This window comes from Aureivirga marina (genome assembly GCF_015767265.1).
Taxonomy (GTDB): domain Bacteria; phylum Bacteroidota; class Bacteroidia; order Flavobacteriales; family Flavobacteriaceae; genus Aureivirga; species Aureivirga marina.
Map to the genome: position 1 here is coordinate 883,936 of NZ_JADPIB010000001.1, position 14,480 is coordinate 898,415.

The 14,480-nt window shown below is 29.3% G+C and carries 11 protein-coding genes; 6 read left to right on the forward strand and 5 right to left on the reverse strand.

Going from position 1 to position 14,480, the window contains the following annotated elements; all coding sequences use genetic code 11:
- Positions 1–14: 14 nt before the first annotated feature.
- Positions 15–1,265, reverse strand: a complete 1,251-nt coding sequence (fabF, locus tag I1A51_RS04070) for a beta-ketoacyl-ACP synthase II (RefSeq protein ID WP_196891343.1) — start codon at positions 1,263–1,265, stop codon at positions 15–17.
- Positions 1,266–1,272: 7 nt separating this feature from the next.
- On the reverse strand, positions 1,273–1,509 hold the full coding sequence (locus I1A51_RS04075; protein ID WP_196889123.1) for an acyl carrier protein: 237 nt from the start codon (positions 1,507–1,509) through the stop codon (positions 1,273–1,275).
- A 191-nt stretch (positions 1,510–1,700) separates the two neighbouring features.
- Between I1A51_RS04075 and purN the strand changes: the two genes are divergently transcribed.
- Together purN and I1A51_RS04085 are read left to right on the forward strand one after the other, a co-directional pair.
- Complete coding sequence (gene purN / locus I1A51_RS04080; RefSeq protein ID WP_196891345.1) at positions 1,701–2,267, forward strand: phosphoribosylglycinamide formyltransferase; 567 nt, start codon at positions 1,701–1,703, stop codon at positions 2,265–2,267.
- Positions 2,268–2,292: 25 nt separating this feature from the next.
- Positions 2,293–2,904, forward strand: coding sequence for a ribonuclease H1 domain-containing protein (locus I1A51_RS04085; protein WP_196891346.1), 612 nt, complete (start codon positions 2,293–2,295; stop codon positions 2,902–2,904).
- Here I1A51_RS04085 and I1A51_RS04090 read toward each other — a convergent pair whose 3' ends face one another.
- From I1A51_RS04090 to I1A51_RS04100, 3 genes are all read right to left on the reverse strand, one after another.
- Positions 2,905–3,327, reverse strand: coding sequence for a hypothetical protein (locus I1A51_RS04090; RefSeq protein ID WP_196891348.1), 423 nt, complete (start codon positions 3,325–3,327; stop codon positions 2,905–2,907).
- A 100-nt stretch (positions 3,328–3,427) separates the two neighbouring features.
- Positions 3,428–3,946: a hypothetical protein gene (locus tag I1A51_RS04095; RefSeq protein WP_196891349.1), complete on the reverse strand. Its 519-nt coding sequence runs from the start codon at positions 3,944–3,946 to the stop codon at positions 3,428–3,430.
- Entirely contained in the window at positions 3,930–4,457 is a 528-nt protein-coding gene (locus I1A51_RS04100) for a 3-hydroxyanthranilate 3,4-dioxygenase (RefSeq protein WP_196891351.1), read from the reverse strand. Before I1A51_RS04100 ends, I1A51_RS04095 begins: the two co-directional genes overlap by 17 nt.
- 151 nt (positions 4,458–4,608) lie before the next feature.
- Between I1A51_RS04100 and I1A51_RS04105 the strand changes: the two genes are divergently transcribed.
- The 4 genes from I1A51_RS04105 to I1A51_RS04120 form a co-directional block, all read left to right on the forward strand.
- Positions 4,609–10,194, forward strand: a complete 5,586-nt coding sequence (locus I1A51_RS04105; protein ID WP_196891353.1) for an alpha-2-macroglobulin family protein — start codon at positions 4,609–4,611, stop codon at positions 10,192–10,194.
- Positions 10,195–10,280: 86 nt separating this feature from the next.
- Positions 10,281–12,632, forward strand: a complete 2,352-nt coding sequence (pbpC, locus tag I1A51_RS04110; protein WP_317192833.1) for a penicillin-binding protein 1C — start codon at positions 10,281–10,283, stop codon at positions 12,630–12,632.
- 58 nt (positions 12,633–12,690) lie between these two features.
- Positions 12,691–13,437, forward strand: a complete 747-nt coding sequence (locus I1A51_RS04115; protein ID WP_196891356.1) for a LytR/AlgR family response regulator transcription factor — start codon at positions 12,691–12,693, stop codon at positions 13,435–13,437.
- A partial coding sequence (locus I1A51_RS04120) for a sensor histidine kinase (RefSeq protein ID WP_196891358.1) occupies positions 13,438–14,480 on the forward strand: 1,043 nt, incomplete at its 3' end. It lies immediately after the preceding gene.

The window sequence follows — 14,480 nt, forward strand, 5'->3', positions numbered from 1 at the left end:
GAAATAAAAAAATATTAGTCTAGTTTCTTAAACAACACACAAGCGTTGTGTCCTCCAAAACCAAAAGTGTTACTCATTGCAACCTTCACATCACGTTTTTGCGCTTTGTTAAAAGTTAGATTTAATTTTGGATCTATTCTTTCATCATCTGTAAAATGATTGATTGTTGGAGGTACAATTCCCTTCTCAATTGCCATTACAGAAGCAATTGCTTCAATAGCTCCAGCAGCACCTAATAAGTGTCCTGTCATTGATTTAGTAGAATTGATATTTAAGTCATAAGCATGCTCACCGAAAACATCTTTAATTGCTTTAGATTCTGCAATGTCACCAAGTGGTGTTGAAGTACCATGCATATTGATTGCATCAACATCTTCTGGCTTAAGTCCAGCATCTTTTAAACAATTTAACATTACATTTCTGGCTCCTAATCCTTCTGGATGTGGTGCAGTAATGTGGTGTGCATCTGCAGATAATCCTCCACCTGCAATTTCAGCATAAATTTTAGCACCTCTTGCTACAGCGTGTTCGTATTCTTCAAGTACAAGAGCTCCTGCTCCTTCTCCAAGTACAAATCCATCTCTTTCTGCGTCAAAAGGTCTAGATGCTGTTTGAGGGTCATCATTTCTAGTCGAAAGTGCATGCATTGCATTAAAACCTCCCATTCCTGCTGCAGTCACTGCTGCCTCAGATCCACCTGTTACGATTACATCAGCATACCCTAAACGAATATAGTTTAATGAATCGATTAATGCATTTGCAGAAGATGCACATGCAGAAACAGTTGTAAAGTTCGGTCCTCTGAATCCATGCTTGATTGAGATATAACCTGGAGCGATATCTGCAATCATTTTAGGAATAAAGAAAGGGTTAAATTTCGGAGTTCCATCACCTTTCACAAAGTTTTCAACTTCGTTTTGGAAAGTTTCCAATCCACCAATACCGGCTCCCCAAATAACGCCCACTCGATCTTTGTCTAAAGACTCAACATCCAATTGGGCGTTATTGATAGCCTCATCAGTAGCAACCATTGCATACTGAGTAAATTTATCCATTCTACGAGCTTCTCTTCTGTCGATAAAGTCAGTAACTTTAAAGTCTTTAAGCTCGCAGGCAAAACGAGTTTTAAACTTTGATGCATCAAAATGAGTGATAGGGCCAGCACCGCTAACTCCATTTACTAATCCATTCCAATATTCTTCTAAATTATTTCCTATTGGTGTCAACGCACCAAGTCCTGTTACAACAACTCGTCTTAATTTCATATAATTCTTATTTTTGTGCTTCTTCGATATAGCTAATTGCTTGACCTACAGTTCCAATGTTTTCTGCTTGATCATCTGGGATTTGAATATCAAATTCTTTTTCAAATTCCATAATTAACTCAACAGTATCTAATGAATCAGCTCCTAAATCGTTTGTGAAGCTAGCTTCTGCTGTTACTTCGTTCTCGTCAACTCCTAATTTATCAACGATAATAGCTTTTACTCTTGATGCAATGTCTGACATAATTTTTATTTTTTAAAATTTAATTACTCGGCAAAAATATAAAACTTTCTTTAATTCAAAATCTAATTTCTAAATTATTGACTTAAAATCGTTTTAATGATATTTGGCAAAAATAATAAAGATTTTTTATTTAAAACTCCGAAAGTTACTAATAATTTGTTTAATTATGCAATAAAAATAAACCAAAAACGATGAAGCGAATTATTGTTTTAGCCTCAGGTTCAGGGAGTAATGCGGAAAATATCGCAAATTATTTCAAAGATAAAACGAATGCAAAAGTAAGCTATATTCTAACGAATAATGCGAAAGCAAAAGTCTTAGATAGAGCAAAAAGATTAGAAATTTCTTCTAAAATTTTCACAAAACAAGAGTTTGCAGAAGGAAAAAATGTGCTTGATTTCTTAAAAAAAGAAGCAGATTTAATCATTTTAGCAGGATTTTTACTTAAAATTTCACCAGAAATTGTCGCTGCTTTTCCAAATAAGATTATTAATATTCATCCTGCGCTTTTACCTAAATATGGTGGAAAAGGAATGTATGGAATGAATGTTCATAATGCTGTGGTGGAAAATAAAGAGCAAGAAACAGGAATTACAATTCATTATGTAAACGAAAATTATGATGAAGGAGCTATTATTTTTCAAGAATCAGTAGCTGTTTCTCCAGAAGACACTCCAGAAATTGTGGCTTCTAAAGTTCATGAATTAGAATATGCTTTTTTCCCAAAAGTAATTGAAGAAATAGTTAATAATCTGTAAATTCAAAGAAAAAGTTTCTTTATCTATGGCGAAATCAAAATTTTATGTTGTTTGGAAAGGAAAAAAAACAGGCGTTTTTACGAATTGGAACGACTGTAAAGCGCAAATTGATGGTGTAAAAGGAGCACAATATAAATCGTTTGAAGATTATGAAACTGCAAAAGAAGCTTTTTCTATAGGTTATACTAATTTTCAGGCAAAATCTTCAGGAACACCAAAAAATGTTGGAAAACCTATAGTTCCTTCACTTTCCGTTGATGCAGCTTGTAGTGGGAATCCTGGAAGAATGGAATATCGAGGTGTTGATACAAAAACTAAAAAACAAATTTTTATTCAAGGACCATTTGAAGATGGAACAAATAATGTTGGTGAATTTTTAGCTTTAGTTCATGGTTTAGCTTTATTAAAAAGTAAAAACAGTAATTTACCTTTATATACAGATTCAAAAATTGCAATGGGTTGGGTGAAAACAAAGCATTGTAAAACTACTTTAAAAAGAACAGCAAGAAATATTCATTTATTTGAATTAATTGAAAGAGCCGAAAATTGGCTTAAAAACAATACTTATTCAACACAAATTATAAAATGGGAAACAAAAGTTTGGGGAGAAATTCCAGCAGACTTTGGAAGAAAGTAATTATAACCTTTTTTTAACAATTACCATCATATCATTTACAATTTGTTTAATCAATGCTGGAGGATTTCCATCATCAAATTGTGAAGAAATATACTCTAAATCTCCTTCATCAACAGATAAAGTTGCAGTTAATGCTCCACCGTAAACTCTACGATTTGTTGGCGACTTTAAATTTGGAATATCTGAAAGTTTTATTTTTTTAATATCTCGATTAATTTTTTTCCACAAAACTGGATCTGTTTCAAAAGTTTCACTAATTCCATTTTTTTCAAAAGTTGTTTTTGTTGGCGTCATATGAACTTTAACAGAAGCTGAAGCGCCTCCAATTGTTCTAGCATTATAAGTGATACTTTCTAATTCTTTTGTTTGTGAAAAACTTAAAAAAGAAATACATAAAAAAGTTAATAATATCTGTAATTTCATAATTCTTTCCTTTTAGTAAATTAAAATTATAAAATTCAAAAAGTAATCTTAGTTAAGAAAAATAAAAAAGGTTTCCATTTATGAAAACCTTTTAATTCTTTTATTCTTTATACGTTGAATGAAGTTCTAAATCATTTTGTCGATCAAATAAAGTCCATGGGATTTTAGTTCCAGAAACATCTTCTGCTTGAAAAGTATATTTAATTTGATGAAACTTGTCTTTTTCTTTTTTTAAAGGAGAACTAATTTTCGCATCAAATCTTTCCAACATTTTATTAATTTCTAAACTATCTGTTTTAATCGTATTTTGAGTTTTATTGGAATCACTTTTTGGAATCGTAATAATAAATTCTTGTCCAGTGGAAATCTGACAATCATCTTTTGTATGAAAAGCAATTGCCAATTGCATATTTTCTTTAAACAAAGAATACCAACATTCTTGCGTAATTTGAATTTTTGCTTGTAATCCTTTTTCAATTAATAATTCAGCGCTCATTTGCTTATTTGGCTTAAAAGGATTCCAACTTATATCATTTGAAGTACAACTTCCCAAAGAAAATAAAACTGCTAAAATTAAAATTTTACTAATTAATCTATACCTATTATATATATCTTTCATCTACTTTCATTTCTGTTCCACAATTTTCACATGTTCTTAGATTTTTATTCGTATAAAATTTTCTAAAAACTGGAATAAAGTCTTTTTCAATATTTGTTAACGGAAAATATTCTTCAAAAAGTTTGTGATTACAATTTTCACAATACCAAATTAATCCATCAATATTCACATCATTTCGCTTTTTTTCAATCACTAAACCAATAGAATTTGCTGGTCGAATTGGCGAATGCGGAACTTTTGCTGGAAGTAAAAACATTTCTCCTTCTTTGATTTCTATTTCTTGCTTTTCTCCATCAATTTGAGCGATTACTTTAATATCTCCTTCTAATTGATAAAAAATTTCTTCTGTATCATTATAATGATAATCTTTTCTTGCATTTGGACCACCAACAATCATTACAATATAATCTCCAGACTCTCGATACAAATTTTTATTTGCAACAGGTGGCTTTAGCAAATCTCTGTTTTCTTCAATCCATTTTTGAAGATTAAATGGCTTTGCAAACTTCATAATTCCTCCTTTTAATTGTTCTCTTAATTATTCTCTGCATTTTTAATAAAAAAATACATTATTAATTCAAAATTAATGAAAGAAATTAAAATAAAAGTGTTATAATTTATTAAATTTGACAAATTTTTAAATTGCTACCTATCAAACATTTATGAAAGTCATTAAAAAAATCTTCTGGGTATGCGTTTTGGTATTTTTAGCGCAATGTGGAAAAAATACTAGTTCAACAGATACAGATAATCTGTTTCGATTTAAAAACTACATTCAATATACAACTTCTGGTGTAGTTTCTGTGGCAAAACCAATTCGAATTGAATTGGCAAAACCTGTCTCCACCTTTGAAGCAAATTCGGAAATTCCTCAAGATATTGTCAAGATTTCTCCAAAAGTAGAAGGAGAATTAGCTCTTGAAAATAGTCAACGATTGGTTTTTCTTCCGAAAGAAACTTTAAAATCGGATACAGAATATACAATCAATGTAGATTTGAGTAAATTGTATACAGATGTTCCTGCGGAATTTAAAAAGTATACTTTTCAATTTAAAACAATCGAACCTGATTTTGTTGTAAACACAAATGCGATTCAATCTTACGATTCTGATTGGCAATATTTAGATGGAGTTATCAAAACTTCCGATGTTGTTTCTTTAGAAAAAGTAAAACAGATTCTTTCTGCTTCGCAATTTGGAGATAAACTTTCTATAAAATGGGAAGATTTTGAACAAAATAATGACTATTTCAATTTTAAAATTGATAGTATTCAAAGAAAAGAAGATGATACAAATATTTTGGTTTCTTGGAATGGAAGTGTAATTGAAAGTGATAAAAAAGGAGAAGAAGAAGTAAAAATTCCTGGGAAAAATAACTTTTCTGTTCTTCGTGTTAATGTTGTTCAAACGCCACAACAATATTTAGAAATTAACTTTTCTGATCCTTTAGAAAAAGGACAAAATTTTAATGGTTTAGTTTCTATCAAAGGAATTAGTAATTTAAAATATTCTGTGAATGGAAATGTCTTGAAAGTATTTTCTTCAAGTCGTTTATCAGGAACTTTAGATGTCGATATTTTTGAAGGAATTAAATCTACAACTGGATATAAACTTAAAGAAACTTATACTGAAAGTATCGCTTTTCAACAAATAAAGCCTGAAATCAGAAGTATTACAAATGGAGTTATTCTTCCAGATTCAAAGAATTTAAAATATAATTTTCAAGCTGTAAACTTAAAAGCAGTTGATTTAAGAGTTGTGAAAATTTACCAAGACAATGTTTTACAATTTTTACAAAATAATAAACTTGGAGATAAAGATTCTTATAATATCAGAAGAGTTGGGCGTAAAATATTAAAGAAAACAATTCCTTTAATCAAAAATCCAATTGAAAATGATGGAAAATGGAAAACATATGCAATTGATTTATCTGATTTAATGGAAACAGAAATCGGAGCAATTTATCAAATTGAATTAAGTTTTAAAAAGGAATATTCTTTATATAAATGTGCTGGAGGAATTGAAAAATCTGATGAAGTAGACTATTACGAAGAGGAATATTATGATGAGGAATATGATAATTATGATCATAGCGATAATCAGGAAGAATTAGACCAAAATGAAAGAGAAGAAAGATATTGGGATAATTTAGCTTATAGTTATAAAAATGAAAAATATTATCGTTGGGAAGACAGAAAAAATCCTTGTAAAGAAGCTTATTACAGCAGTTATTATGAAGGAAAAAACATTATTGCAAATTTACTTGCTTCTAATATTGGAATTGTTGTAAAAAAAGGAGAAGATAATACATGTCATTTCATTGTTTCTGATTTAACAACAACAGAACCAATTGAAAATGCGCAAATCACAATGTATAATTTTCAACAACAAGAAATTGCAAAAGCAAATACAGATCAACTTGGATTTTCTGTTTTAAAACCAAATGCATATGGCTATTTTGCAACTGTTCAAAAAGGAAACAGTATTAGTTATATTAAACTTGCAGATGGAAATTCGCTTTCACTAAGTAATTTTGATGTTTCTGGTAAGAAAATTAAAAAAGGAATTAAAGGATTTATTTATGGAGAAAGAGGTGTTTGGCGTCCTGGAGATACATTGCATTTAGATTTTATCTTAGATGATAAATTAAATCCACTTCCTGCAAATCATCCTGTACAAATGCAATTACAAGATCCTCATGGAAAAATTACTTATCAAAAAGTTTATACAAGTGGTTTAAATGGATTTTACAGATATGATATTCCAACGAATACGACAGATGAAACTGGAAATTGGTTGGCAACTGTAAATGTTGGTGGAGCAAGTTTTGAGAAGCGAATAAAAATCGAAACTATTAAACCAAATCGTTTAAAAATTGATTTAGTATTTGATGAAAATATTTTATCTGTTAATGAACCTATTTCAGGAGATGTACAATTACATTGGCTTCATGGAGCAATTGCTAAAAATCTAAAGACTGATATTTCTTTAAAATTAAAACCGATTAAAAATGCTTTTAAAGAATATAAAAATTATACTTTTTATGATTTAGCCAGAAGATTTGAAACAAGAGAAATTAATTTCTTTGAAGGTGAAGTAAATGAAGAAGGTTATGCAGATTTCAGTCAAGATATCGACTTAGAAGAACAATCTCCTGGAATGTTGAAAGCTTCATTTTTAACAAAAGCATATGAAAAAGGAGGAGATTTTTCTATAAATGTAACTACAAAACAATTTGCACCTTATAATGTGTTCGTTGGATTAAAAAATCCAGAACCGAATAAATATGGATCTTATGAAACTGATAAATCATATGAATTTGATGTTGTAAGTGTATCAAAAGATGGAAAACCTAAAGGAAATAGAAATCTAAAAGTAGATATTTATAAACTTGACTGGCGTTGGTGGTGGAATTCAAATGATGAAAATTTATCTAATTATGTAGGAAGTGAATATCACAGACCTTATAAAACATTAAATATTTCTACGAACGGAAATGGAAAAGGAAGTTTTGATGTGAAAATTCCAGATTATAAAGGAGGAAGATACTTTATTAGAGTTTCTGACCCAAGTAGTGGACATGCAACTGGAACAAAAGTTTATTTCTATAAAAATTGGTGGAGATCTCCTTCTGGGTCTAATCCAGAATCTGCAAAAATGCTAGTATTTTCTTCAGATAAAAAAACATATGATGTTGGAGAAACTGCTACAGTAACTTTCCCTTCAAGTACTGAAGGAAGAGCTTTATTAAGTATCGAAAATGGTTCTAAAGTTTTAATGACAAAATGGGTTAAAACAGAAAAAGGAACTACAACAACTTCTTTTGATATTACAGAAGAAATGACACCAAATGTATTTATTAATATTTCATTAATTCAGCCACACGCAGTAACAGAAAATGATTTACCAATGCGAATGTATGGAGTAATTCCGATTGCTGTTGAAAATCCAAAAACACATCTTCATCCAAAAATTGAAATGCCAAAGTCAATTATGCCAGAAAAAGATTTCACAGTGAAAGTGGAAGAAAAAGATGGAAAAAGAATGACATATACAATTGCTGTTGTAGATGAAGGATTATTGGATTTAACCAATTTTAAAACACCAAATCCATGGAATGAGTTTTATAAAAGAGAAGCTTTAGGTGTAAAAACTTGGGATATTTATGATGATGTGATGGGAGCTTATAATGGAAGCGTTGATCAGATATTTGCAGTTGGTGGAGATGAAGAATTAAACAAAGGAAAAAATGCAAAAGATAATAACCGATTCAAACCCGTTTCTATTGTTTTAGGTCCTTATGTTTTAAAAGCTGGAGAAACAAAAACTCATAAAATTAAAATGCCAAATTATATCGGTTCTGTTCGAACGATGGTTGTTGCTGGTGATACTTCAAAAGGAGCTTATGGAAGTGCAGAAGAAACAACTCCTGTGAAAAAACCTTTAATGGTGTTAGCTTCTATTCCAAGAAAATTAAGTCCAGATGAAAACATGAAACTTCCAGTGACTGTTTTTGCAATGGAAAAAAATATTAAGAATGTAAATGTTTCTTTAAAATTAAGTAATGGATTAAAAATTATAGGAGAAAAATCAAAACAAATTTCTTTTAGTAAACCAGATGAAAAAGTAGTTTATTTTGATGTACAAGTTTTAGAAAAAGAAGGAATGGAAAATATTCAAGTTTTAGCTTCTTCTAATGGTAAAAAAGCAACTTATGAAACGCCTATTTCTGTATTTAATCCAAATCCAATAACTACAAAAATCGATTCTTATTCTATAGAGAAAAATCAAACTACTTCTATTGATTTTACACCTTTTGGAATTGAAGGAAGTAATGAAATCAAAGTGCAATTTTCGACAATTCCTTCAATTGATTTTTCAGGAAGAATGGAATATTTAATTCGTTATCCTCATGGTTGTGTGGAGCAAACAACTTCAAGTGTTTTCCCACAATTATTTATGGAAGATATTTTCGATTTAGATTCAAATACAAAAAATAGAATTGATGAAAATATCAAAAATGGAATTATTCGATTAGGAAATTTCCAATTACCAAATGGTGGATTGAGTTATTGGCAAGGTGGAAATTCTGCAAACGAATGGGGAACAAATTATGCTGGACATTTCATGATTGAAGCAGAGAAAAAAGGATATAATTTACCGATTTCTTTCTTGAGCAGTTGGTTACGTTATCAGAAAAAAATGGCGCAACAATGGAGAGCTTCTGATAGTAGTTACAATAAAGATTTTATACAAGCATATCGTTTATATACTTTAGCGCTTGCTGGTTATCCAGATTTAGGAGCAATGAATAGATTACGTGAATACAATAATCTTTCAAATAATGCAAAATGGCGTTTGGCTGCTGCTTATGCTTTAGCTGGACAAAAAGAAGCTGCAAACCAAATTGCGAGATCTGCAAATATTAATTTCGAAAATAGAAGAGATTATTATACGTATGGTTCTGTGGACAGAAATAGAGCAATGGCTTTAGAAACAAAAGTTATTTTAGGTTCAAATGACCAAAGAACTTTAGCTGAATTAATTGCAAAAAGATTGAATTCTGATACTTGGATGAGTACACAAACTACTGCTTATTGTTTATTAGCAATTGCAGAAATGGTGAATAAAAATGGTGGAAAATCAATGGATGTTGAATACACATTAAATGGTAAAAAATCTGTATTAAAATCAAGTAAAACTTTAGCAGAAAGAAATCTTGATTTTAAACTTGGAAATAATTCTTTAAAAGTAAAAGATTTAAAAGGAAATAAAGTATATATTCAACTGGTTTCTTCTGGAAAACTTCCACTTGGAAATGAATTAGTAGAGCAAAGAAATCTTGGTATTTCTATTTCTTATCAAAATATGGATGGAAATAAAATTGAAGTTTCACAGCTTTCACAAGGAACAGAATTTACAGCTGAACTTACAATTACAAATCTTACAAATGAATTTATTGATAATGTTGCTTTGACGGAAATTATTCCTTCTGGATGGGAAATTGTAAACACACGTTTTACAGATTTTGAAAATCCTGAAAGTAGCAAAGCAGATTATATTGACATTCGAGACGAGAGAGTAAATTTCTATTTTAATTTGAATAAAAATCAATCGAAAACTTTCAAAATCCTATTAAACGCAACTTATCTTGGAAAATATTATTTACCAGGAATTCAAGCAGAAGCAATGTATGACAATGAATATTTCACGCATACAAAAGGACAATGGATTGAAGTTGTGAAATAAAAAATAAATTTAATGACAGAAGATGTTTGATGTTTCATACATCTTCTGTTTCTTTTAAAAAATATTTTCCAAATTACCTTTTAAAATTGATTCAAAAAATCCCAAAAAAATACCTTAAAAAGAGATATTTCCTACTTCTTCTTTTAGGAATAATATATTATTTTATTTTACCAAAAAAACTATTTGATGTTCCTTATGCAACAGTTGTTCTTAGTAAGGAAAATCAACTTTTAGGAGCAAAAATTGCCAAAGACGGACAATGGCGATTTCCTGAAAGAAAAACTGTTCCAGAAAAATTTAAGCACTGCATTTTAGAATTTGAAGATGCTTATTTTTATTATCATCCTGGATTTAATCCAATTTCTATTGTAAAATCTTTGTATTTAAACTTAAAAAGTGGACAAACAAAACGAGGAGGAAGTACACTTACACAACAGGTTATTCGCTTACATAGAAAAGGAAAAAAAAGGACATATTTAGAAAAATTATACGAATTAATTCTTTCCACACGATTGGAATTTCGTCATTCAAAAGATGAAATTTTAGCACTTTATACTTCCTATGCTCCTTATGGTGGAAATGTAGTTGGTTTGGATATGGCAGCTTGGCGATATTTTGGTCAAAAACCTGAAAACCTTTCTTGGTCGGAAACTGCAACTTTAGCTGTTTTACCAAATGCTCCAAGTTTAATTTATCCAGGAAAAAATCAAAAACGACTTTTAAAAAAGAGAAATCGTTTATTAAAAAAACTATTCAAAGAAAAAATTATTGATTCACTTACTTATGAATTAGCAATTTTAGAAGAACTTCCACAAAGTACACATCGTTTGCCACAAGTTTCACCACATTTTGTTGAAAAAGTACATCAAACAAATTCGCAACAAAAAGTAAAAACAACTATCGATTTTCAGTTGCAAAAAAATATTAATTCTATTGTAAAAAGACATTATAATCAACTTTCTCAGAACAAAATTTACAATATTGCTGTTTTAGTTTTAGATGTTGAAACTCGAAATATTTTAGCATATGTTGGAAATTCTCCTACAACAAAAAGACACCAAAAAGATGTTGATATTATTTCAAAACCTCGAAGTACAGGTAGTATTTTAAAACCTATTTTATATGCAGGAATGTTAGATGATGGAAGCATTTTACCAAAAAGTTTACTTGCTGATATTCCTGTACAATATAAAAATTATAAACCAAGTAATTTTCATAAAGATTATGATGGAGCAGTTGCTGCGGATGAAGCTTTAGCTCGATCGTTGAATATTCCAGCTGTGGTTTCTTTACGAAAATATGGATTACAAAAATTTTATGATGATTTAAAAAAATTAAATTTTACAACCATTCAAAAACATCCAGATCATTATGGTTTATCGTTAATTTTAGGAGGAGCAGAAAGCAATCTTTGGGATTTAACTCGAACTTATGCTGGTTTTGCAGGAACTATAAATCATTTTGTAGAAAATGAAAGTTCTTATTTTTCAAAAGAATTTTCAGAGCCAAATTATATTTTCAACAAAAAAGTGGATTTTGGAAAGAAAACAAATGAAAAACCGATTTTTGATGCAGGTGCGATGTATTTAACTTTTAAGGCATTAAATAATGTAGAAAGACCAGAAGGTTTTGAAAATTGGAATAATTATACTTCTGCTGAAAAAGTAGCGTGGAAAACAGGAACTAGTTTTGGTTTTCGAGATGCTTGGGCAATTGGAACAACGAAAAAATATACTATTGGAGTTTGGGTCGGAAATGCAGACGGAGAAGGTCGTCCTGGATTAGTTGGTGTAAAAGCTGCTGCTCCTATTCTATTCTCAATTTTTGATATTTTGCCAAATTCTGATTGGTTTTCTATTCCTTATGATAATTTACACGAAATTGAACTTTGCTCTAAAAGCGGAGATTTAGCAACTGCGAATTGTGATGAAAAAACACTTTCACTTATTCCAAAGGCAGGATTAGAAACTTTTCCGTGTAAATATCATAAAAGAGTTCATTTAGATAAAACGGAACAATTTCAAGTAAATTCTTCTTGTGAGCCTTTAACACAAATTGTGCATAAAAACTACTTTGTATTGCCTCCTTTAATGGAATATTATTACAAGAAAAAAAATGTTTTTTATAAAACGTTGCCAAAATTTAGAATAGACTGTAATTCTGAAAATCAGCAAATCATGGAATTTATTTATCCAAAAGATGTTTCAACTATTTATATTCCAAAAGATTTTAATGGAGAAAAATCGGAAGTTATCTTAAAAGCAGCACATAAAGAATCGAATGCAACACTCTTTTGGTATTTAAATGATAAATATATAGGGCAGACAGAAACGATACATCAAATTAGTTTACAACCAGATACAGGATTTTACAAAATAACTATTGTAGACACATATGGAAATAAAATTTCAAAAAATGTTAAAATAGAAAATAGTTAAAAAAATCTTAAAATTTGTATCTTGCATGTATATTTTATTCTCTTAATTTTTTAATGCTATGCTAAAAATTGTAATAGTAGATGATGAAATGGACGCTTTAGAAGCCCTAGAATGGAAACTAAATCGCTATATCGGTGATGTTTCTATTATCAAATGTGATAAAGCTAAAGACGCCATTCTTCAGATAAATACAACAAAACCCGATTTGGTATTTCTCGATATAGAAATGCCGGAAATGGATGGTTTTACCCTTTTGGAAAGGTTAGACTATCGTGAATTTCAATTGATTTTTAATACTGCATACAGTGACTTTGCTTTAAAAGCAATTAAAGTTTCAGCAATTGATTATTTGTTAAAACCCGTTGATAAAGACGAATTAATCGAAGCTGTAAACAAAGTCAAAAAACTCCAAAAAGTAGATAAAGATCATTTGATTGAAGACAAATTACAATCTTTTCTTTTCAATTTAAATAAACAGAATGAAAAGATTAATATTTCCGCTGATGGAAAAGTTTATCTATTAGAAAAAAATGATGTTGTAATGCTAAAATCGGACAAAAGTTACACAACTATTTATGTAAATAATGGTCCAAATATTTTAGTATCAAAAACATTAAAAGAAGTAGAAAAAAAGTTTAGTTTTTCACAATTTTTCAGAGTTCATAACTCCTATTTGATTAATCTAAGTCATGTCAAAGAATATCTGAAAGGTTTTGGTGGAGAATTAATCATGAGTAATGGAATGACGGCTAGTGTAAGTAGAAACAAGAAAAATGAATTATTTAAAAGGTTAGATTTAAATTAAATGCTTTTTGATATTCATTCTGAATTCTTCTCTTGGATAAGAGGAGGACTTCTCATTCTATTCCTATATCACCTACTTGTGTATTTTCAAAATAACAAGAAAATATACTTGTATTATAGCCTCTTTGTTGGTCTACAATGGTTTTTTTTCATTGATGCAGTACTTACTTCTAAGACATTCTTAAAAGTATATCATTATATTGATTTTTCTATTCAATTTTTTTCGGTTGGATTTTATATTTATCTAGCAATTTGTTTGATGAAAATAAAATCGCGGAGTCAATTTTTACATAATTCATTAGTGAAAATTGCAAAATTTTTATTCATTTTAGGAGCAATTTTTCCTTTAGTAGAACATTATGCAGATTTTCTAACACAAGTAAAATTATTCTATTTTGTAATAGTTTTACTAACTGCCACAGCATTTTTAGTGTATTATAAATTTTATTTTCTCAAAGAAAGAGAAATACAATATTTCATTTTAGGTTCTATTGTATATATAGTTTTTGCGAACGTTTCTTTATTTATAAATTTCTTTTCTGGAGAAAGTTTTATGTTGGATGTAAATATTGATCCTCTGATCTTTATTTATATTGGAACTATGTTGGAAAGTTTCATTTTTGCATTAATTATTGGATATATTTCTAAAAAAGAAGAAGATCGAAGATTACAAGCAGAATTACAGCTTGCAATCAACTCAAAAGAACTTGAAAAAATGAAGATGACTGCCTTACGAAGTCAGATGAATCCTCACTTTCTATTCAATTCTTTAAACTCCATAAATAACTTTGTAATTCAAAATGATGTAGAGAAAGCTTCTGACTATATTACAAAATTTTCAAGATTAATTAGGGAGATACTCAATAATTCCTCTAAGTTAATCGTTTCATTAAAAGAGGAACTTGAAATTCTCAATATTTATATTAAGATTGAGCAACTTAGAGTGAAAGGCGGATTTGATTTTATCTTAAATATTTCACCTGAAATAGATTTAGCAAAAATCAATATTCCTCCTCTTTTTCTTCAACCTTATATAGAAAATGC